Annotated in this window: 23 protein-coding genes and 3 pseudogenes; 23 read left to right on the top strand and 3 right to left on the bottom strand. The window is 50.8% G+C overall.

The features are described 5' to 3' along the window. Positions 1 to 11 precede the first annotated feature (11 nt). The 10 genes and pseudogenes from ACLHV8_RS13305 to ACLHV8_RS13260 all read left to right on the top strand — a co-directional run bounded on the left by ACLHV8_RS13305 (position 12) and on the right by ACLHV8_RS13260 (position 5,542). Positions 12 to 860: a head maturation protease, ClpP-related gene (locus ACLHV8_RS13305; protein WP_410376935.1), complete on the top strand. Its 849-nt coding sequence runs from the start codon at positions 12 to 14 to the stop codon at positions 858 to 860. A 9-nt stretch (positions 861 to 869) separates the two neighbouring features. Next, entirely contained in the window at positions 870 to 2,081 is a 1,212-nt protein-coding gene (locus tag ACLHV8_RS13300; protein ID WP_086538233.1) for a phage major capsid protein, read from the top strand. Between the two features lie 43 nt (positions 2,082 to 2,124). Further along, positions 2,125 to 2,451 (top strand): head-tail connector protein, encoded by a 327-nt coding sequence (locus tag ACLHV8_RS13295; protein WP_410376934.1) that lies wholly within the window; start codon positions 2,125 to 2,127, stop codon positions 2,449 to 2,451. Positions 2,452 to 2,459: 8 nt separating this feature from the next. Beyond that, positions 2,460 to 2,798: a phage head closure protein gene (locus ACLHV8_RS13290; RefSeq protein ID WP_028019706.1), complete on the top strand. Its 339-nt coding sequence runs from the start codon at positions 2,460 to 2,462 to the stop codon at positions 2,796 to 2,798. Beyond that, positions 2,795 to 3,244, top strand: a complete 450-nt coding sequence (locus ACLHV8_RS13285) for an HK97-gp10 family putative phage morphogenesis protein (protein ID WP_410376933.1) — start codon at positions 2,795 to 2,797, stop codon at positions 3,242 to 3,244. The genes ACLHV8_RS13290 and ACLHV8_RS13285 overlap by 4 nt, the downstream gene beginning before the upstream one ends. Further along, positions 3,241 to 3,588, top strand: coding sequence for a DUF3168 domain-containing protein (locus ACLHV8_RS13280; protein WP_023337468.1), 348 nt, complete (start codon positions 3,241 to 3,243; stop codon positions 3,586 to 3,588). The genes ACLHV8_RS13285 and ACLHV8_RS13280 overlap by 4 nt, the downstream gene beginning before the upstream one ends. 173 nt (positions 3,589 to 3,761) lie before the next feature. Then, positions 3,762 to 4,292, top strand: a complete 531-nt coding sequence (locus tag ACLHV8_RS13275; RefSeq protein WP_023337467.1) for a KilA-N domain-containing protein — start codon at positions 3,762 to 3,764, stop codon at positions 4,290 to 4,292. Between the two features lie 127 nt (positions 4,293 to 4,419). Beyond that, positions 4,420 to 4,839 (top strand): annotated as a pseudogene (locus ACLHV8_RS13270) (phage tail tube protein); the annotation flags it as partial. Between the two features lie 32 nt (positions 4,840 to 4,871). Next, positions 4,872 to 5,255, top strand: a complete 384-nt coding sequence (locus ACLHV8_RS13265; protein ID WP_001549114.1) for a phage tail assembly chaperone — start codon at positions 4,872 to 4,874, stop codon at positions 5,253 to 5,255. An 8-nt stretch (positions 5,256 to 5,263) separates the two neighbouring features. After that, positions 5,264 to 5,542, top strand: coding sequence for a DUF4035 domain-containing protein (locus tag ACLHV8_RS13260; RefSeq protein ID WP_063408024.1), 279 nt, complete (start codon positions 5,264 to 5,266; stop codon positions 5,540 to 5,542). Positions 5,543 to 5,562: 20 nt separating this feature from the next. Here ACLHV8_RS13260 and ACLHV8_RS13255 read toward each other — a convergent pair whose 3' ends face one another. Then, entirely contained in the window at positions 5,563 to 5,982 is a 420-nt protein-coding gene (locus tag ACLHV8_RS13255) for a hypothetical protein (protein WP_063154039.1), read from the bottom strand. Between the two features lie 84 nt (positions 5,983 to 6,066). Here ACLHV8_RS13255 and ACLHV8_RS13250 point away from each other — a divergent pair, with 84 nt between their 5' ends. Genes ACLHV8_RS13250 through ACLHV8_RS13215 form a run of 8 tightly spaced genes read left to right on the top strand, consistent with a single transcriptional unit; the run spans position 6,067 to position 16,148 of the window. Then, positions 6,067 to 9,531, top strand: coding sequence for a phage tail tape measure protein (locus ACLHV8_RS13250; protein ID WP_063154037.1), 3,465 nt, complete (start codon positions 6,067 to 6,069; stop codon positions 9,529 to 9,531). A gap of 2 nt (positions 9,532 to 9,533) precedes the next feature. Beyond that, positions 9,534 to 9,872: a phage tail protein gene (locus tag ACLHV8_RS13245; RefSeq protein ID WP_049110962.1), complete on the top strand. Its 339-nt coding sequence runs from the start codon at positions 9,534 to 9,536 to the stop codon at positions 9,870 to 9,872. After that, positions 9,869 to 10,627, top strand: coding sequence for a phage minor tail protein L (locus ACLHV8_RS13240; RefSeq protein WP_410376932.1), 759 nt, complete (start codon positions 9,869 to 9,871; stop codon positions 10,625 to 10,627). The genes ACLHV8_RS13245 and ACLHV8_RS13240 overlap by 4 nt, the downstream gene beginning before the upstream one ends. 2 nt (positions 10,628 to 10,629) lie before the next feature. Further along, positions 10,630 to 11,340, top strand: coding sequence for a C40 family peptidase (locus tag ACLHV8_RS13235; protein WP_410376931.1), 711 nt, complete (start codon positions 10,630 to 10,632; stop codon positions 11,338 to 11,340). Further along, positions 11,340 to 11,927, top strand: coding sequence for a tail assembly protein (locus tag ACLHV8_RS13230; RefSeq protein WP_001549121.1), 588 nt, complete (start codon positions 11,340 to 11,342; stop codon positions 11,925 to 11,927). The genes ACLHV8_RS13235 and ACLHV8_RS13230 overlap by 1 nt, the downstream gene beginning before the upstream one ends. A 53-nt stretch (positions 11,928 to 11,980) precedes the next feature. Beyond that, positions 11,981 to 15,172, top strand: a complete 3,192-nt coding sequence (locus ACLHV8_RS13225; RefSeq protein ID WP_410376930.1) for a host specificity protein J — start codon at positions 11,981 to 11,983, stop codon at positions 15,170 to 15,172. Beyond that, positions 15,172 to 15,474 carry a hypothetical protein gene (locus tag ACLHV8_RS13220; protein WP_023277155.1) on the top strand — a complete coding sequence of 101 codons (303 nt, stop codon included), beginning with the start codon at positions 15,172 to 15,174 and terminating at the stop codon, positions 15,472 to 15,474. The genes ACLHV8_RS13225 and ACLHV8_RS13220 overlap by 1 nt, the downstream gene beginning before the upstream one ends. Next, positions 15,474 to 16,148 carry a hypothetical protein gene (locus tag ACLHV8_RS13215; protein WP_047652159.1) on the top strand — a complete coding sequence of 225 codons (675 nt, stop codon included), beginning with the start codon at positions 15,474 to 15,476 and terminating at the stop codon, positions 16,146 to 16,148. Before ACLHV8_RS13220 ends, ACLHV8_RS13215 begins: the two co-directional genes overlap by 1 nt. A 40-nt stretch (positions 16,149 to 16,188) precedes the next feature. Here the strand turns inward: ACLHV8_RS13215 and ACLHV8_RS13210 are convergent, their stop codons facing one another. Further along, the gene (locus ACLHV8_RS13210; protein ID WP_410376929.1) at positions 16,189 to 16,311 is read right to left on the bottom strand and encodes a hypothetical protein; all 123 of its coding nucleotides are present in this window, start codon (positions 16,309 to 16,311) and stop codon (positions 16,189 to 16,191) included. Positions 16,312 to 16,552: 241 nt separating this feature from the next. Between ACLHV8_RS13210 and ACLHV8_RS13205 the strand changes: the two genes are divergently transcribed. Further along, positions 16,553 to 17,863, top strand: coding sequence for a phage tail protein (locus ACLHV8_RS13205; RefSeq protein ID WP_410376928.1), 1,311 nt, complete (start codon positions 16,553 to 16,555; stop codon positions 17,861 to 17,863). 94 nt (positions 17,864 to 17,957) lie between these two features. On the opposite strand, the gene ACLHV8_RS13200 is transcribed toward ACLHV8_RS13205, so the two are convergent. Next, complete coding sequence (locus ACLHV8_RS13200; RefSeq protein ID WP_410377045.1) at positions 17,958 to 18,224, bottom strand: DinI family protein; 267 nt, start codon at positions 18,222 to 18,224, stop codon at positions 17,958 to 17,960. Between the two features lie 85 nt (positions 18,225 to 18,309). On the opposite strand from ACLHV8_RS13200, the gene ACLHV8_RS13195 reads away from it, so the two are divergent. The 4 genes and pseudogenes from ACLHV8_RS13195 to ACLHV8_RS13180 all read left to right on the top strand — a co-directional run bounded on the left by ACLHV8_RS13195 (position 18,310) and on the right by ACLHV8_RS13180 (position 20,502). Then, positions 18,310 to 18,549: a hypothetical protein gene (locus tag ACLHV8_RS13195; protein WP_128348720.1), complete on the top strand. Its 240-nt coding sequence runs from the start codon at positions 18,310 to 18,312 to the stop codon at positions 18,547 to 18,549. Beyond that, a complete protein-coding gene (locus ACLHV8_RS13190; protein ID WP_410376927.1) occupies positions 18,549 to 18,869 on the top strand; it encodes a hypothetical protein in 321 nt (106 codons plus the stop codon). Before ACLHV8_RS13195 ends, ACLHV8_RS13190 begins: the two co-directional genes overlap by 1 nt. Before the next feature lie 592 nt (positions 18,870 to 19,461). Continuing rightward, positions 19,462 to 19,755: pseudogene (locus ACLHV8_RS13185) on the top strand (type I restriction-modification system subunit M N-terminal domain-containing protein); the annotation flags it as partial. 51 nt (positions 19,756 to 19,806) lie between these two features. Continuing rightward, positions 19,807 to 20,502 (top strand): annotated as a pseudogene (locus ACLHV8_RS13180) (IS1 family transposase). Positions 20,503 to 20,505: the final 3 nt, after the last annotated feature.

Raw genomic sequence — 20,505 nt, 5'->3', positions numbered from 1 at the left:
GCACTTTCCTGATGAGCAAAAAACAACTTCCGGTAGCACCGGCGGGTCGCCCCTGCGCGCGCGTTACCTGTGAAACATTACCATCCGCACTGGACCGCTGGGACGGCGGGATCAAAGCGGCGGCCACCGACGATAGCAGCATTTCTGTTTTTGATGTTATCGGGCAGGACTACTGGGGCGAAGGGGTAACAGCTAAACGTATTGCCGGTGCGCTTCGGGCTATGAACGGCGCCGACGTCACGGTGAATATCAACTCACCGGGCGGCGACATGTTCGAAGGTCTGGCTATTTATAACCTGCTCCGCGAATACGAAGGCCGTGTAACGGTGAAGGTGCTGGGCATTGCCGCCAGCGCCGCCTCGATAATTGCGATGGCCGGGGATGATATTCAGATTGGCCGCGGCGCCTTCCTGATGATCCACAACTGCTGGGTATACGCGATGGGAAACCGCCATGATTTTGCAGAACTGGCACAGTCACTGGAACCTTTCGATACCGCTATGGCTGACATCTACGCGGCGCGCTCCGGCCTTGATATGGCCGCTGTGAAGAAGCTGATGGACGCGGAAAGCTATATCGGTGGCAGTGATGCTGTGGCGAAGGGGCTGGCAGATAGCTTGCTTTCTGCTGATGCGGTCAGCGACGGCGACGAATCGCCTGCAGCTGCGCTTCGCAAACTTGATGCATTGCTGGCCAAGACCAACACCCCGCGCTCTGAGCGAAGAAAACTCATTAAAGCCTTATCCGGTGGCATGCCTGGCGCTGTCACCACCAACGACGGTACGCCGGGCGCTGCCGAAGACATCAAACCTGAAACCATCAATTCACTTGAAATCGCCCTGGCGGCGTTAGTCAAATAAGGACCCTTTATGTCTGAAGTAAACGATATTCTGAAAAAAGTCACGGCCAGCATCGAAGAGGCAACCGGTAAGTTCAACGCTAAAGCAGAAGATGCACTCAAAGAGGCGCAGAAATCCGGCAAGCTGTCAGAAGAAACAAAGGCAGCCGTCGATAAAATGGCTTCTGAGTTCAACGCCCTGCGTGAAGCAGAAAAAACGCTGAAGGCCGCAATGGGCGAACTTGAGCAACATGTTGCCCAGATGCCGCTGGCAAACGCGAAACAGATTGTCGAGTCCGTTGGCCACCAGGTGATCTCCGCTGAAGCCCTGAAAACCTTTGCTTCCAGCGTGGAAGGTGGTAAGCGCATCAGTATTCCGGTTAAGGCAGCCCTGACTTCGGTGGATGTTCCTGATGGTGTTGTGGAGCCACAGCGCCTGCCGGGTATTGATACGGCACCGAAACAGCGCCTGTTCATCCGCGATCTGATTGCTCCAGGCCGTACATCATCCTCAGCTATTTTCTGGGTGCAGCAGACAGGCTTTACCAATAACGCGAAAGTGGTTCCTGAAAATACGCAGAAACCATACAGCGAAATTGAGTTCACGCCGAAAATCACTGGCGTAAGCACCATCGCTCACCTGTTCAAAGCCTCGAAGCAGATCCTGGATGACTTCGCACAGCTGCAGTCAACCGTTGATGCAGAAATGCGCTACGGACTGAAGTACGCGGAAGAGCAGGAAATTCTCTTCGGTGATGGTACCGGCGTGCATCTGCATGGCATTGTTCCTCAGGCGTCAGCGTTTAATCCGGCGTTCACTGTGGAACAGCAGAGCGGGATTGACGATCTGCGCCTGGCAATGCTGCAGGCGCAACTGGCGCGATTCCCGGCATCTGGCCACGTTCTTCACTTCATTGACTGGGCGCGGATCGAACTGACCAAAGACAGCCTTGGCCGTTACATCCTGGCTAACCCTGCAGCGCTGACTGGACCGACGCTTTGGGGCTTGCCGGTTGTAGCCACGGAAGCGGCGGCCTTCCAGGGTAAATTCCTGACCGGTGCTTTCAACGCTGGGGCGCAAATCTTCGACCGCGAAGATGCTAACGTGGTTATCTCCACGGAGAACGCCGACGACTTCGAGAAAAACATGATCACCATCCGTTGTGAAGAACGTCTGGCGCTGGCCGTTAAACGCCCTGAAGCGTTCGTGTACGGTTCATTCAGCACTGGCGCTGGTAGCTGATAAATAATGCGGCCTTCGGGCCGCTTTTTTTCGGGGTGAATAAATGCTTGATCAAGATATGGTGAAACAGCACTGCCGCATTGATACAGATTTTACCGGCGATGATGCTCTGCTGAAGATATACACAGGTGCGGCTGCGCAATATGTACAGACATGGACAAGGCGAACGCTCTATGACACTGAAAGCAGCCCTGGATACGCAGAAGACCCTGATTCGATTCTCCTTAAAGACGATGTGAAGGCGGCGATGTTACTCCTTATCGGTCACTGGTATGCAAACCGAGAGGCGGTAAATATCGGGAACATAACATCAGATATTCCATTTGCTGTGGAAGCGCTACTGCAGCCGTACCGAATCTATGGGTTGTAGGAGGTGTTATGCAGGCCGGGAGACTCAGAGACAGAATCACCGTACAGAACCTTTCTTCGGAAAGGGATAGTTCCGGGCAGCCCGTTGAATCATGGCATGACGGCTCGGAGACATGGGCTGAAGTAAAAGGGATTAGTGGACGTGAACTGGTAGCGGCAGGGGCTGAAACCGCCATCGCTACTATCAGGGTGTGGACACGATTTCGCCGTGATATCACTGCTGCCTCCAGGATAAGGGTTGAAACTGGCCCGTTTAAGGGGGCTGTTTTAAATATTGTTGGTCCACCAATACCTGATTCTCGTGGTGTTCTTTTCGAAATTTTATGTAAGCAGGGGGCCGAAAAATGATTGAAACGAGCCTCGACTTTTCCGGTTTAAATGACATCGCAAAAGACCTTGAGTCGCTCAGCCGCGCTGAAAACAACAAGGTTCTGCGTGATGCCACGCGCGCCGGCGCAGAAGTGCTTAAGGAAGAAGTGATCGCCCGCGCTCCGGTGCGTACCGGGAAACTGAAAAAAAACGTGGTGGTGGTGACCCAAAAAAGCCGCCGCCGCGGGGAAATTTCTTCCGGTATTCACATCCGTGGCCGCAACATGCGAACCGGTAATAGCGACAACACCATGAAAGCCAGCAACCCGCGTAACGCATTCTACTGGCGATTCGTTGAGCTGGGCACCGCGAACATGCCTGCACATCCGTTTGTGCGACCCGCTTACGATACTCGCGAGGAAGAGGCCGCCAGCGTCGCCATTGCCAGGATGAATCAGGCTATTGATGAGGTATTGAGCAAGTGAATGAAGATAATATCTACGCCTTGCTTTCTTCCCTGGCAGAAGGACGGGTATACCCCTATGTTGCGCCATTAGGTAGTGACGGGAAACCGTCTGTCTCTCCACCCTGGATTATCTTTTCCATCGTCGATGATGTTTCCGCTGACGTACTGTGTGGCCAGGCGGAATCCAGCACATCAGTGCAGATCGATGTTTACTCACTGACCATTAAGGAAGCCAGATCCATTCGCGATCATGCGCTGGAGGCCGTTAAGTCCCTGGCTCCGACTGAGATAACGAAAATTCAAGGCTATGAACCCGATTTCCGGCTTTACCGCGCCACGATCGATTTTCGGATCACATCCTGAAACGTTAACCAACCCTGAACAACCCGCTCCGGCGGGTTTTTTATTACCTCTGACACCGCGCTTCACACGCGCACGTTATAATCCTGGAGCCTACAGAAAGCGAGCCTGAGAGTCAGTTGTACTCCGGGGCTGCTGACTCTGTGTGACAGGCTCACTTTCTATAGGTAAATCTCATGAAATATCCAACCGTATCAGTAAACGGCGTTTCCGTTCGCGTTGATGACGAGGGACGCTATAACCTCAATGATCTCCATGCTGCGGCGGTCGCAAACGGAGAGGCTACAGAGCAGCAGCGTCCAAGTCAGTTTTTACGTAGTGCTCAGGTAAAGCGATTTATCAAGGCACTTAAATCCAAAGTGCAAAAAAGCACTCTGGAACAAATTCAACCACTTAGAGTTGTTAATGGTGGTGATGAACCTGGAGTGTGGGGCGTTGAGCTACTGGCCATTCGCTACGCAGCCTGGATTAAGCCTGAGTTTGAGATTGAAGTATATGAGGTGTTCAGAACAGTGGTTCGCCTCGGCATCAGTGCCATGTCACGCCTGAATAAATTAGATCACATCATTAATACTGAGACTAAAGCGATAAGCCAGTGCGCCAGCCAGATGGCGAAGTGGGGTGTCGGCGGCAGAAAGAAAATCCTCCTTTCTGCGCGGGAGCGGGTGGTTGATGAAGTACAGATGTACTTACCAGGCATCAATTAAACTCGAGAAATGGTCTTTGTTGCTGACAATCTCAGCATTCCAGGCATGATTGATTTACTTAGTAATTTCTTTTCAGAAAGACACCCACCTCCCGCTTCGGCGGGTTTTTACTTTTATGGAGACAACTATGTCTGCACTTTATGAAAAATCGCAGCTGACGAAGATCCTTATTTCCTCCCTGCCAGCCACCAAAGAAACGATGGATTCCGCAACCTTCCTCGATCTGAGTTGCACCATCAAAGAAATTCAGTTCACCGGTGGTCAGAAGCAGGATATCGACGTAACAACACTTTGCTCTACCGAGCAGGAGAACATCAACGGCCTGCCTTCTCCGTCAGAAATCTCTCTGTCCGGCAACTTCTACAAGAATCCGGCGCAGGACGCCTTGCGTGAAGCGTATGACAACGATACGACCTACGCTTTCCAGATCATCTTCCCGTCCGGCAAGGGCTTTAAGTTCCTGGCTGAAATCCGCCAGCACACCTGGTCTTCCGGTACCAACGGCGTAGTGGCGGCAACGTTCTCCCTGCGCCTGAAAGGTAAGCCTGAAAACATCGAGTCTGGCTCCTGAGAGGTCTCATGAAGAATATTAAAAATCTCGCCCTGGCTAAGATGTCGGGATTTCGTCATAAGACGGTCGCCGTTCCTGAGTGGGAAGGCGTCAAAGTGGTTCTCCGTGAGCCGTCTGGAGAAGCCTGGCTTCGCTGGCAGGAAGTGGTGAAAGCGGGTGCTGATGATGAAAATGTGTCTGTATCGGAAAAGGCACACCGTAATCTTTGCGCTGACGTGGTGCTCTTCATTGACGTCCTGTGCGACACCGATAAGCAACCGGTATTCAGCGTAGACGAAGAAGAGCAGGTGCGTGAAATCTACGGCCCCGTCCATTCACGCCTGCTCAAACAGGCGCTTGACCTGATCAACAATGCGGACGAAGCGCGGGAAAAGTCTCAACCCCCGGCGTAAAGTTTCTGATGTCGCTTGCGCTCCGGATGGGGCGCACGCTCTCAGAGCTTCGGCAGAATATGACGGCAAGCGAGCTTCTGATGTGGATTGAGTACGACAGGCAAAGTCCGGTTGGCGATATCCGTGGTGACATTCAGGCAGCTCAGCTCGTCTCTGCCATCTACGGCTCTCAGGGGGCAAAAGTACCGCTGGACGATGCGATCCTGCGCTGGGGTGGTGACGAGCAATCAGCACCGAAGGATCCGTTTGCGGGACTTGAGGCTGCTTTAATGGCTGCATCAAATTAGGGCGGTAAACCGCCCGTAACTTAGTTTATTTGCGATAATATAAAAACTATAAAGCCTATAAGAACTATAGCCCCTATAACTTTACCAATGTTCTCTGCTACATTTTCTGTCTGTTGTGCCTGCGCATTCAATTCTGAAGTTTTATCTAAAATGGTATCAGTAATTGCGTTAAATTCTTCGGAAAGAGTATTGTAAATAGAAACTTGAGCCTCTTCCGGCTCATTTTCAAAAAAATCGTTGATGACATCATTGCTCTCAAGTGTGGCTATATGAATATTCTCACCTAAAGAGGATATATAATCAAAATAGTCACACTGAGTTTTTGCTAACCCCCTTATTTTTAGGCGGTTAGGCTTATAGGAAAGCGTTCCATCTTCCTTTTCCCTAACTTCGTAGTAGTCATCCGGGTTGCCGGGAACTTCAAAGTTCAAGCTCAACATATATGTCTCCATGTGCAAAAAAAATCAAGCCTCTCAGGTGTTAGTCCGAGTGGCTATTCTATTTTCATTATTAAGGTACAAGAGATGGCGGCTCTACGCGAACTAATAATTAAAATCTCCGCGAACTCTCAGTCTTTCCAGAGTGAGATTGCTCGCGCCTCACGAATGGGTGCAGATTATTACCGAACTATGCAAAATGGAGGGAGGCAAGCAGCAGCCGCCGCCCGCGAAAGCGAGAGTGCACTTTCTGATCTTACTACTGGATTTGCATCAGCAGGGAAAGCCGCCGCGGCTGCTAGCGCAGCGTTTGCTACCGGGAAAATTGTTCAGATCGCTGACGAGTGGAACTCCGTAAACGCGCGACTCAAGCAGGCATCATCCTCAGCTGACGATTTTGCTGCTTCTCAGCGTCAGTTGATGGAGATAAGCCAAAGAACTGGCACGGCGTTCGCAGATAATGCAAACCTTTTTTCCCGCGCTGCTGCTTCAATGCGTGAATACGGGTATAGCTCCGATGAAGTCCTGAAAATTACCGAAGCTGTTTCTACTGGCCTCAAACTTTCGGGGGCTAACACCCAGGAAGCGAGTTCTGTTATCACTCAATTCAGCCAGGCGCTGGCACAGGGCGTTCTTCGTGGCGAGGAGTTTAACGCTGTTAACGAATCTGGTGATCGCGTTATCCGCGCACTTGCCACAGGAATGGGCGTGGCCCGCAAAGACCTCAAGAGCATGGCCGATCAGGGGCAACTTACGATTGATAAGGTTGTTCCAGCACTGGTAGGCCAGTTAGATAATTTGCAAGATGAGTTCAAAAGCTTACCACAAACGGTTTCTGGTTCCTTGCAGAAGGTTACTAACTCATTCATGCAATGGGTTGGCGGTATTGATCAGGCTACCGGCGCAACGGCAGGTTTGTCTGGCGGGTTGGATAGTTTAGCCCAAACTCTGGATGCGTTCACTTCTTCAGCTGTTAGCGGTGCCTTGAATGACGTTGCTGACAATATGTCCACAATAACAACTGTGGCAGGGGCGCTTGTTGGCGTGGGGCTGGCACGCTACCTAAGCGGAGTTGTAACCAGCGCCACCAGTGCAACAGGTGCGCTAATTTCAGCCGCGAAATCAGAGGTTGCTCTTGCTGTCGCACAGGACAAAGCGGCTCAGTCTGCTGTTGCAGCTTCAAGGGCTGAAGTTTATCGAGCTCAGCAAGCTGTTCAGCGATCACGAAGCGCAGATGTTCAGGCCGCCCAGCAAGAGAAAATTGCGGCAGCAGAGGCAAAAGTTACAGCAGCTCAAGCCAGACTGACTACCGCTCTTGCAAGTGGCACTGCTACGGAAAAAGTCAGGGCCAGAGCTGCACTTGAGCGTGCACAGGCAGGGCTGGTGGCTGCAAAAAATTCTGACGCTCAAGCTGCTGCAGAAAGGCGTCTGTCCGCGACCCAGGCTTCCTTAAACCGGAACCTTGCAAACCGTGTTTCGGCTCAAAGCAATCTCAATAGCGTGACATCCGTCGGCACTCGGCTCATGAGTGGTGCACTTGGTCTCATCGGTGGAGTTCCTGGTTTAGTTATGTTGGGTGCTGGAGCCTGGTATGCGATGTATCAAAACCAGGAGCAGGCACGTCGCTCTGCCCAGGAATACGCCAGTCAAATCGACGAAATACGAGAAAAAACTTCCCGCATGTCTTTGTCTGAAACAGACGACAATAGGGGGAGAACTGTTGGTGCTCTGGTAGAGCAAAATCGTTTGGTTGATGAGCAAGCCAAAAAGGTTGGTGAGCTGAAGAACCAGATCGACGATTTGAATGCATCGCGTGGAAAACCGGGCATTACCAGCGAGAACGATGCAAATATACTGAGAGCGATAGCTATCGTTACGGATCAACTTGCTGTTGAAGAGGGAAAATTAAATGACATGCGAGATAAATCTCGCGGCATACAGCAGGCTCTCGAAGAAATTGAGCGACGTCGCAATGATTTAATACGCGAACAAGCCTGGCGACAGAATGCGGTATATCAGTCGATGATCATGATGAATGGTCAGCATACTGAATTTAACCGTCTGCTGGGGCTGGGAAATCAGCTATTAATGGCCCGGCAAGGGCTGGCTAACGTCCCGCTCAGACTTCCTCAGGCCGACCTCGACAAAAAGCAAACTGATGCCCTCGAAAAGAGCCGCCGGGATCTGGAGTTGTCACGCCTGAAGGGTGAAGCAAAAGAGCGCCTGCGACTGAGTTATGCAGCCGATGACCTGGGGTTAACCAGTGATCCGCAATTCCAGACAGGCCGTCAGGAGTTGATTAATAACGGTCTTGCTGAATGGCGGAATAATGAGGCCAACAAACCTAAGGCGAAGGGTGGTAAAACCGAAGGCGAGAAAACCGAGGATGTGTATAAGCGCCTTATCAAGCAGCAAAAAGAGCAGATTGCCCTGCAAGGCCAGAATACTGAGCTGGCGAAGGTTAAATACCAGGTCAGCCAGGGGGAACTTGCTTCTCTGACGGAAGCCCAGAAAAAGACGGTATTGCAGAATGCTGCACTGATTGACCAGGTTAAATTGCGTGAGCAACTGCGAAATTACGAAGCCAACCTTGCCGACAGTAACGCCAGCGCCCGAGCAGCCAATGAAGCGCAACTGCTGGGATACGGGCAGGGAACCAGGTTCCGTGAAAGACTTCAGGAGCAGTTCAATCTGCGTAAGGAGTTTGAGCAGAAGAATACCGATCTTCTCCGCCAGCGTCAGGCTGGTGAAATCGACGAGACGTTCTATCAGCAGGGGCTGGCACTTAATAAGCGCTACCTCGAAGAGCGCCTGCGCGACCAGGAGGGATATTACGCAGCTTCTGATGCGCAGCGTGACGACTGGATGACGGGACTGTCTGAGGGTTATGCGAACTGGGTGGACGAAGCTACTGATTATTCTTCCATGGCCGCTGACGGCATGAAGCAGGCCATGGGTGGCGCGGTCACCACGATCACCGACATGCTCAATGGCAACGTTGACAGCTGGAAGGACTGGGGCGTGAGCGTACTGAAGATTATCCAGAACGTTCTGGTGAACATGGCTGTTGCTAATGGCGTCAGCTCAATTGGATCACTGTTCAGTTTTGGTGCCTCGTCAGCCGCAACCGCCAGCAGCGGTACCGCTATTCAGAATGCTGGCGCGAACTTCACATTTAATGCGAAGGGTAATGTGTACGACTCTCCGTCCCTGAGCGCTTACAGCAATGGCGTTTTTCAGACGCCTCAGCTGTTTGCTTTTGCTAAAGGCGCAGGGGTTTTTGCCGAGGCTGGTCCGGAAGCCATTATGCCGCTTACGCGCGCCGCTGATGGTTCGCTTGGCGTTCGGGCAGTTGGTACTCCGCAGGTCTCTGGTGGCGTGCCTTCAGTTAACTTCGGCGATATCAATATTCAGGGCGGATCTCCACAGGCGTCCAGTCAGGGTACTGCCGGAGCAGCAGGCAGGCAGCTTAAGGATGCCATCACTGGTGTCATTAACGAACAGGCCAGCATGCCGGGCTCGCCTCTGTGGCGATTAATCAAGGGAGTTTAACCATGACAGTTGAAACCTTCACCTGGTGTCCGAAGGTTGCCTCTCAGGTTGATACCAGTTTTCGGACCAGAAAGGCGCAGTTTGGCGATGGTTATGCGCAAGTGGCTGGCGATGGTATCAACCCAGTGACGCCGCAATGGAGTGTCAGTTTTACAGGCGATGAAGCGTACATTCAGGCGATCAAAAACTTCCTGAACAGACACGCCGGGTTTAAGTCATTTATCTGGAAACCGCCACTTGAGTCATCAGGACTCTGGCGCGCGGAATCCTTCCAGATATCGACCCTCGGTAATAAGAAATACACCCTCAGTAGCACATTCACACAGGCGTACCATCCATGAGTATTTCATCCGATGTCCAGAAACTGGAGCCGGGTAAACGCGTCCGTCTTATCGAGGTGGACGGATCAGCTTTCGGTGCCGGTATTCTTCGTTTCCATAACGAGACCATCCCCCATACAGAGGCGGAAATTATCGCCTCCGGTGGCGACGAGTCGAAACTGGAACCGAAGTCAGTGTGGTGGCAGGGGCAGGAATATGGCGCGTGGCCATACGAACTTACCGGGATATCTGTCAGCAGTGACGGGCAAAGCTCTCGGCCAGCGCTTACCGTGGCAAACATCAGCGGCACGATTGGTGCGCTTTGCCGGCGATTTCAGGGTATGGCAAAAGCGAAGGTGATCATCCACGACACCTTCGCTCATTACCTTGACGCCAGGAACTTTCCTGATGGTAACCCGACCGCCAACCCCAATGAGGAACGCAAACAGGTTTATTACATCGACCGAAAATCAGGTTCTGATGATGAAACAGTGGAGTTTGAGCTTTCCAGTCCTGCTGATCTTCGCGGGCAGTTAATCCCTACCCGGCAGATTCAGCCCATGTGCACGTGGTGTATGCGTGGCTGGTACAAAACCGGTAACGGCTGCACTTATGCGGGACAAAACGGCTGGTTCGATAAAGACGGTAACCGGGTTGATGATCCTTCACAGGACGTCTGCTCTGGCCTGATGTCTACGGGTTGCAAGCCACGCTTCGGTGAGAATGAGCAACTGGATTATGGGGGCTTCCCCGGCGCTTCACTTCTGAGAGGATAACCATGCGCGAGAAAACAGTCAGCGCCATACTGGCGCACGCGGCCTCATCGTGTCCAGACGAATGCTGTGGCGTTGTCATACAGAAGGGACGGGTAGAGAAATACATCCCTTGCAGAAATCAGGCTGAATCCCCGACTGAGCAGTTCGAACTGTCTCCTGAAGATTATGCGGCAGCTGAAGAGCAGGGCACTGTAGTTGCTATCGTGCACAGCCATCCTGGTGACGGCGCGACAACCCAGCCCAGTGAACTCGACATGCTGATGTGTGATGCTACTGAATTGCCGTGGGTAATTGCATCATGGCCGGAAGGGGATATTCGAACCGTCATGCCTCGCGGTGATCGCCCGCTAACTGGTCGCCAGTTTGTGCTCGGTCATGCCGACTGCTGGTCTCTCATCATGGATTATTTCCGTACTGAGCACGGTATTACGTTACCGAATTACAGCGTGGATCGTCACTGGTGGGAGCAGGGCGAAAACCTCTACATGGACAACTGGTATGAGTGTGGATTCAGGGAGTTCGACGGGCCTTCCCAGCCAGGTGACATGGTGATCATGCAGGTACAGTCCGCAGTCCCAAACCACGCGGGTATTTTGCTTGAGGGTAATGTGCTCCTTCACCACATGTATGGCCAGCTAAGTCAGCGCATTCCATACGGTGGCTATTATCGTGACCGTACCATCAAAATTCTGCGCTATAAGGATTTGATGTAATGGAAAGAAAAACCGTCATTAAACTCAGTGGTTCAATGGCTCAGCGATTTGGCAGGACCCACCGCCGCGCGTTAACGTCTGCCAGTGAGGTATTCAGGGCGCTATCTAACACCATTGATGGATTTGATGCCTACCTGCGTGAGACCAGAGCGAAGGGTCTGGACTTTGTCATCTTCCGAAACCAAATAAACATAGGAAAGGAAGAGTTTGATCTTCTTGGACCTGGCGATGAACTTCGCATTATCCCTGTAATACGCGGTAGTAAAAGGGCTGGCCTCTTTCAAATTGTTACTGCCGCCGCAATTGCGGCTTTTACCTGGTGGAACCCAATAGGATGGGCAGCAGGTACACAAATGGCGCTATATGCCGCAGCTGGTTCTATGGCTGTGGGTGGTGTAGTGCAAATGCTTTCCCCTCAGGTTGCTGGTCTGAGGATGCGACAGGACCCAGATAATAAGCCTTCCTATGCGTTTGGCGGACCCGTCAATACTACGGCATCCGGTAACCCCGTTCCTTTGCTTTACGGACAGAGGGAAATAGGCGGTGCGATTATCTCAGCCGGGATTTATGCAGAAGATCAGCAATAAACCAAACTACCCATTTCAAGCCACCTGACGGTGGCTTCTTTTATGGACGCGATATGACGACGACGATCATCAAAGGGCGCGGTAAAGGTGGCAGCAATAAAACCCGAACGCCTGTTGAGGCACCGGACAGCATTCAGTCCATTGCCAGAGCAAAAGTGCTTATTGCTCTCGGAGAGGGCGAGTTCGCTGGTGGGCTTGATGGTAAAAACATTTTCCTCGGCGACTCATCATCGTACACACCTATTCAGAATGCAGACGGAAGTTACAACTTCAACAATGTAAAATATGAGTTCCGTTCCGGCACGCAGGATCAGGACTACATTCAGGGTTTCCCCGGTGTTGAAAACGAACTTCAGGTTTCCTATGAACTGAAACAGGCAGTCCCGTACGTAAGAGCTATCTCCAATACCCAACTCTCTGCGCTGCGTATTCGCCTTGGATGGCCGACTCTTTTACTCCAGAAAAACAACGGCGATAAAGTCGGTACCCGCGTTGAATACGCTATCGATCTTTCAGTAGATGGTGGACCCTATGAAACGGTAGTCAACGGTGCTGTGGATGACAAAACAACAACGCTTTATGAGCGCAGCCATCGTGTAAACCTTCCGAAAGCTACGACAGGCTGGCAATTGCGGGTTCGCAGAATCACTCCTGATTCTACGAGCGTAAATGTTGTGGACACCATGCGCGTTGTGGCTGTGACTGAAATTATTGACGCCAAACTACGCTACGTAAACACAGCCCTGCTGTACGTTGAATTTGACGCAAAGCAGTTCCCTAATGGCATTCCTCAGGTTGTATGCAATCCGAAAGGTCGAATCATCCGTGTACCGGACACCTACGATCCTGAAACCCGGACTTACGCTGGTACCTGGGAGGGTGTGTTTAAATGGGCATGGACAGATAACCCTGCCTGGATTTATTACGACATCATCCTGAACGAGCGTTTCGGTCTGGGTCAGAGAATTGACGCGACACAGATAGATAAATGGGAGCTTTATCGCATCGCTCAGTATTGCGATCAGCCAGTGCCTGACGGGAAGGGTGGTAGCGGGACGGAGCCTCGTTTTCGTTGTAACGTTTATATCCAGGACCGTAATGACGCCTGGACCGTACTTCGTGATCTGGCAGGTATTTTTCGAGGCATGACGTACTGGGGCGATAACAAGATGTATGTTCTCTCCGACATGCCCCGTGATGTGTGGCACATCTACAACCACGCCAGTGTTGTCGAGGGTAAATTTACCTTTGCCGACCCAAGTGAAACCACCCGTAATACTGCGGCTCTGGTTAACTGGTCAGACCCGACAAACCATTATAAGGATACACCTGAGCCTGTTTACGATAACGATCTGGCCATGCGCTTTGATTATCGTCAGCTTGAAATGACCGCTATCGGCTGCACCAGACAGTCAGAGGCAAACCGGCGCGGGCGCTGGGCGCTGCTTACTAACGGCATCGGCGAGGTGGTGACCTTCAGCACAGGTATGGACGTGCCCCCTGTCGGAGAGGTGATCGGCGTGGCTGCCAACGAGCTGGCCGGAAGAACCATCGGCGGCAGGGTGAGTGCGGTTAACGGCCGCAACATAACCCTTGATCGCGCTGCTGATGTGAAAGCCGGTAACCGGCTGTTTCTGAACCTGCCATCAGGCACAGCTCAGGCCAGAACCGTTCAGGCCGTTAACGGAAACATCGTAACTGTTACCACATCCTACAGCGAAACCCCTGAGGCTGAATGTAACTGGGGTGTGGATGCCGACGATCTGTTTATAGCGCTTTTCCGTGTTACGGGAACGCGGGACAATAATGACGGCACTTTCGAAGTCACCGGGACGACATACAACCCTGACATCTATTCTGCCGTTGATACAGGCGCAAGACTGGACGAGCGTCCTATCAGTGTCATTCCACCAGGAGTTCAGGCTCCTCCAGACAATATCGTCGTGGACAGTTACTCTACGGTTAACCAGAACATTGCGATTACGACTATGCGTGTTGCCTGGGATGCCGTTCAGGGTGCAGTTGCGTACGAGGCCGAATGGCGACGAGACAGTGGAAACTGGGTTAGCGTGCCGCGTACGTCATCACTCGGTTTCGAAGTGCAGGGGATCTACTCTGGTCGCTATCTGGTCCGGGTGAGAGCAGTAAACTCCAGTGATGTTTCATCCGTATGGGCGTCATCTGCTGAAGTAACTCTGACGGGAAAAGTGGGGAATCCACCGAAACCAGTGGGATTCATGGCCACGGGCATTAACTGGGGGATTCGTCTTAACTGGGGTTTCCCGGCCAACACCGGTGATACGCTAAAAACTGAAATTCAGTACACAGCCAACAGTGACTTTTCAAATCCACTCTTGCTGTCAGATGTGCCTTATCCATCCGCTGAATATACCCAGCTTGGGCTTAAGGCTGGGCAGGAATTCTGGTACCGCGCGCAGCTGGTCGACAGAACGGGCAACGAGTCAGGGTATACCGACTGGGTAAGGGGGATGTCTAACGATAATGCAGATGATTATCTGGGCGATATCGCAGACGATTTCCTAACCTCTGCCGACGGGGAACGCCTCACCGGGGACATCGATACCAACATTGAGGGGATTCTACAGAACGCCCTGGCGAACCACGGAACAGTTGAGCACCAGTGGGCACAATACGGTGAAGTGCGTGCCGATATCCTGGTTGTTAAAACGACCATTGCTGAGGTAGATAAGGCAATGGCCGAAATGTCGACGCAGGTACAGGCCCAGATCAATGATGTCACGGCTGCACTGGAGGACAAGCTTACCGCAGTGGTCGATGCCTCAGGTGCTTCGGCAATCTACACGCTTAAAACAGGCGTGAGGATAAACGGCATCATGTATAACGCCGGGATGTCGATTGCCGTTCTGGCGCAGGCAGGGCAGCCGATTGTTACCCGAGTAGGTTTCAACGCTAACCAGTTCGTGCTGATGAGTGGCAGTGGTGATACCCAGTATTCACCGTTCGCTGTGGTTAATGGCCAGGTCTTTATCAGCTCAGCGTTTATTCAGGATAATACGATCACCAATGCCAAAATCGGTAACTTTATCCAGTCCAACAATTACGTTGCCGGGCAATCTGGATGGAAACTGGATAAAGGTGGCACCTGGGAAAACTATGGCAGTGACGGTCAGGGTGCAAGAAAGACCACGAACGTTACTGACAGCATCAGGGATGCGAACGGTGTCCTCCGCGTACAGATTGGAAAACTGACAGGAGTATTCTGATGTCATGGGGAATACAAACATGGGATGCCAGCGGAAGGCCTAATAACTATGGCATTAAACCAGTATCGGTAGTAGGCCGCATTCCACTTGCAGCAGGTCAGAACTCAGGTTCCTGGAGTTTCACTGTGCCAACAGGTTTTAAAGTTGGTTTTGTTGTTTCTCTTGATGAAGGAGGTAACAGCGTAGGGCGCAGAATAGTTGCATCAGGTAACTCAATAACTGTGACGTCCGCATCTGACACTGGGCTTGGTAATTATCCGGCCTCAAAATGTGAGCTGATCGTTTTTATGGAGAAGGCATAGTGTCTGACTTTGGCGCAATGATTTTAATGGATAATGGGAATCCCTTCGTCACTCCGCAATCAACGCCTTTCTGCCTCTACGGGAAATACTCATTTAATTCCTCAGCTAATGGCAGCTCCCAACAGGTGGCACAATATCTTTCGGTGCCTGCCGATTATCCGGTAATGGTTTTTATCAAAACTACTGATACGGCGCAGCCGACACCCGTCATGTCATATCGCATCGGAGGAAATGTCTATATTAGTGGCGTAAATCCCTATAACCAGAGCTTTACGCTTACAGCATATGTATTTGCAATATTTCCTCAAACACTTCCTGCGTGGGGATTTGCTATCTGGGATGCCTCCGGTAAGCTTGTTCTGACGAACGAATCAAGGGTGCTTTCTGATCTTCAAACTGTTGGGAGTCCTGGTGCAAGCGGTGGGATTAATATTGATCAGACACTGTCCGGTTCGTGGGCTGTCGCTCCAGCACAGCTTGGTCAGACGATTATCGTTAATAACTCCACTCAGCCCCCAACTATCTACACCATAAATGCCTATTCATCGTGTAGGTTTAATGGTGGCAGTACGAGAATAAATGCAGGTGGTACATCTACCGGAACTGGATCACCAGGCGGAGGAACCAACACAGGAATTTCTTTGACCGCTATCAATACGGCAGCATTTGATTAATTGATCGTTTAAAACGATCAATGTTTTGATATTGATCTGTTTAATCTATTTTCATTAATCTAGCCGTCAGGTTAATTTTTATAAAACTAATTACCTCAGGGCAAAATAATGAAAAAAATATCAGTAATGTTTCTTTTTTGCATTCTTCTTTCTGCTTGCTCATCCAGTATCCTTGAGAAGCAGAATCCAGTATGCGAGGCCGTAATAGTTGTCGGTGGACAGGAACAGACTGTTCAGGTCTATGGTGTAAGGCAGGTAGCAAATCAGATTGAATACAAAGCTGGATATCCTTTCAACTGGCGGTGGGTAAGTAAAAACAACTTCGCCAGCTCGACCTGTAAAAAATGAACAAAACAAGAACCCGCCTCGGCGGGTTTTTTATTATCTGAATTCAGGAGTATTTTATGTCGGCAGGCACCATCACCCTGACAAACGGGTCCGCTGTTGTTGGCGGTTCCGGAACCTCATTCGCAACCGAACTCGCCGCAGGTGATTTCATTGTCTCTACTGTGGGTGGTGTACCTTATACGCTGCCGGTGAAATCGGTCGAGAGCAATACCCAACTGACGCTGGTCAGTAACTTTACCGGGCCAACACAATCCGGAGCTGCCTGGTCAGCCGTCCCCCGCGTGGCGCTCAACATGGTAACTGCCGCGCTGGTGGCGCAAAGTGCTGAAGCGCTACGTGGACTGAATTACGACAAACAGAACTGGCAAAGCATTTTTTCCGGAACTGGCAATGTTACGGTAACACTGCCGGATGGAACGACATGGACGGGACCAGCCTGGAATAGCATTACCTCATCACTAAATAGCATTAACGAATCGATAGATAGCATTACCACAGCGCTCTCAGGCAAGGCGGCAAAAGGTGAAAACAACGATATCACCTCGCTCAGAGGACTCACTACTGCGTTATCTGTAGCGCAGGGTGGCACAGGGGCAAAAACACCTTTTGATGCAGCAACAAATCTGCAAACCATTAGATCCCTGACATATAGATTTGGCCCAGGAATGGACCCTAAGTCAATATCATTTAAAAACACATCAGCATTTATAGTAGGACAGCAGGGCTATGGTCCTCTCGGCGCTTTTCTGGATATCACATCTTTCGATAATTCTGCAAGGATGCAGCTCTACGGGTGCTATGACTCACAAATGTTCCCGGGTAAAAATGCACTTGCCTACGCAACGTATAACCCAAACGACCGTACCTGGTACCCAATTGCATTTGTAAGGGACACATCGAATACAACTGTCGATTCGAACGGTTTCATTAAATCAGCATCTCCAATAGTCAACGTTTATGGTGATGGGCGATACGAAACTAACGATGAATCAGAAGGGGTAAGAGTCACACGTCTGGATGTGGGGCAATACTACATTGAGGGATGTCAGGCGCTCAATTCTGACGCTGCATGGGGCGGTATTGACGGAGGATTTGAGATTCCTACTGACAGGAATAAGCAACCGCTGATATGGCTGGACTATGAGGTTAACGCAGACGGCTCTGTGCTGGTGAAAACCTATCACCGCGAACATCCTTCAGCGCCAGCATTTGCCAGGAATGAGCGTGCTGGATTGGCAGATGGCGAGCCGGTTGATATCCCGGCTGATCAGTTCGTCAGCGTTCGTGTAGAAATGCCAGCGAGTAGCATCTGGAATCAGAAACAGAAACAAACGGAAGAGGCTTTAAAGCAGGAACAGGGGTCTTAAAAAAACCGCCGCCCATCGTATGCAAGAACAGGCGGCGGCTGGTTGCTCAGTGTTCATGCCCGAGCAAACGTCGGGAATATTACCCGAACAAGATTTAAAGACCAACCTGGCGAACTGTCGGGAACTCAGATACCAGCCACATATCGGACTCTTCAAACATATCCTCCAGCATGCGGTTGAGCTTTTCCCGATCGATTTTGCTGGCATCGCTATTCAGGCCGTTTGCCTGCATCGGCTTCACCTTCACTTCGGCATCAGGGAAAATCTGGTGCACCCGCTTCGTCAGCTCGGCCAGAATGATCTCTCTGGCCCCTTCGAGTCCATCAACATTTCGCTTGTCATAAACCAGTTCAACTAACATCACATCATACTCACTTACTTGATCTGTACTAACAAAAATACTACTGTATATGCATACAGTCAATGATGTAGTGAGGGCGACACTTATGCCTCGTCAATATGATATCCATGCGGCTTTTTTGGCGGCCATACAACAGAATCCGAAGGGCTATCTTTGTCTTAATACAAATAAATTTATTGCTGAATTACGCGATAGAAACTGGCATTTCAGCCAGGATGACGCCAATGCATGGATAGAGCGATACCAGCCTGACTTCGCTGATAAGACGACAAACGGAAGCGATAACCGATACTGGATCCTGCGTAACATGGGGAGGGTTTTCTGATGGGCTTTCCTTCACCGGCAATGGATTACCAGGAGCAGCGGTTAACCATAGATCTGCTATGCGGAATTGACGGTAACTGCAGGGTAATTGAAACTTCATGTGGTTGGGCTGTCATTAATGTTGCGCTGATGCCAGAGCAGGGGGATACGCTACTGGTAAGAATGGATAACAGGAACGAGTTTGCGAAGCTTTACGGTGTGGCATTGATAACTGAAGAAGGTGAAGCGATAGAGGGCGATGCACTGGATGACGTGGAGGTTTTTGGCGTGCTAACGCATAGTCTGAACCGGGTAAGTAACGATGATTGCCCGACAATTTAAAGCATGGTTTAACCATCATTTCACCATCGTTTCGCCATCATAATTTTATGGAAACAAAAAACCAGCCGTAAAAGGCTGGTTTTGATAATAATTTTGGTCGGCACGAGAGGATTTGAACCTCCGACCCCCGACACCCCATTTTGGTGCGCGGCACGAAAAAGTTTCGCCATTATGACTTTTCGATACCCGTAAGTAGTTGATTCTTCTGATCTAAAAATTATGAATTAATGGCGAAAAATAAGCGTATGTGTTTGATTATTATAGATAACACGCGTGATTTAAAATCCCTCGGCGTTCGCGCTGTGTGGGTTCAAGTCCCACTCCGGCTACCATGGGAAACAAAGAATAATCAAAGCAATAAGCAGTGTCGTGAAACCACCGAAAGGTGGTTTTTTTGTATCTGCGATTCACGCATTAACTGCACATATTCCCCGGATGACCTCGATTTAATTAACTCATTATGCGTGCGCGTTTTGGGTCAAAACATAGTGACTTAACGTGTCCGATTGCGTGTTTTCAGGTATTATCAAAACCCTATTTCCTTCTATATTTCCCGGCATTTCGGGCTGGCATTCTCATACCAGGATGATTCATGAACGACAAAATCAGTCAGGATACGATCAATAAAGCCCTGTGGGCCGCGTGTGATACGTTCCGTGGCACCATCAGTGCTGATACCTATAAAGACTTTATCCTTACCATGCTGTTCCTCAAGTACATTTCGGATGTCTGGCAGGATCACTATGACGAATACAAAGAACAGTATGGCGATGCGCCGGAACTGATTGAAGCGATGATGGCTAACGAGCGTTTTGTGCTGCCAAAAAGTGCCAGCTTTTATGCGCTGTACGAACGCCGTCATGAGCCGGGTAACGGCGAGCGGGTAATGGTGCCAACTTACTGATTTAGTGTATGATGGTGTTTTTGAGGTGCTCCAGTGGCTTCTGTTTCTATCAGCTGTCCCTCCTGTTCAGCTACTGAAGGCGTGGTGCGTAACGGTAAAAGTACTGCCGGACATCAGCGCTATCTCTGCTCTCACTGCCGTAAAACATGGCAGCTACAGTTCACTTACACCGCTTCTCAACCCGGTACGCATCAGAAAATCATTGATATGGCCATGAATGGCGTCGGATGTCGCGCCAGTGCACGCATTATGGGCGTTGGCCTCAACACGATTTTACGACACTTAAAAACTCAGGCCGCAGTCGGTAAACTCACGCATACAACCGGGCAGTGACGTCATTGTTTGCGCGGAAATGGACGAACAGTGGGGTTACGTCGGCGCTAAATCACGCCAGCGCTGGTTGTTTTACGCGTATGACAGGATACGGAGGACGGTTGTGGCGCACGTATTCGGTGAACGCACGTTGGCCACGCTGGAGCGTCTTCTGGGCCTGCTGTCGGCCTTTGAGGTCGTGGTATGGATGACGGATGGCTGGCCGCTGTATGAATCACGCCTGAAGGGAGAACTGCACGTTATCAGCAAGCGATAACGCAGCGCATTGAGCGGCATAACCTGAATCTGAGGCAGCATCTGGCAAGGCTGGGCAGGAAGTCACTGTCGTTCTCAAAATCGGTGGAGCTGCATGACAAAGTCATCGGGCATTATCTGAACATAAAACACTATCAGTAAGTT

This window comes from Enterobacter sp. CPE_E863, assembly GCF_046521465.1.
Taxonomy (GTDB): Bacteria; Pseudomonadota; Gammaproteobacteria; order Enterobacterales; family Enterobacteriaceae; genus Enterobacter; species Enterobacter adelaidei.
The sequence above is the reverse complement of the archived record's forward strand: the minus strand, read 5'-3'. Positions and strand labels throughout refer to the sequence as shown.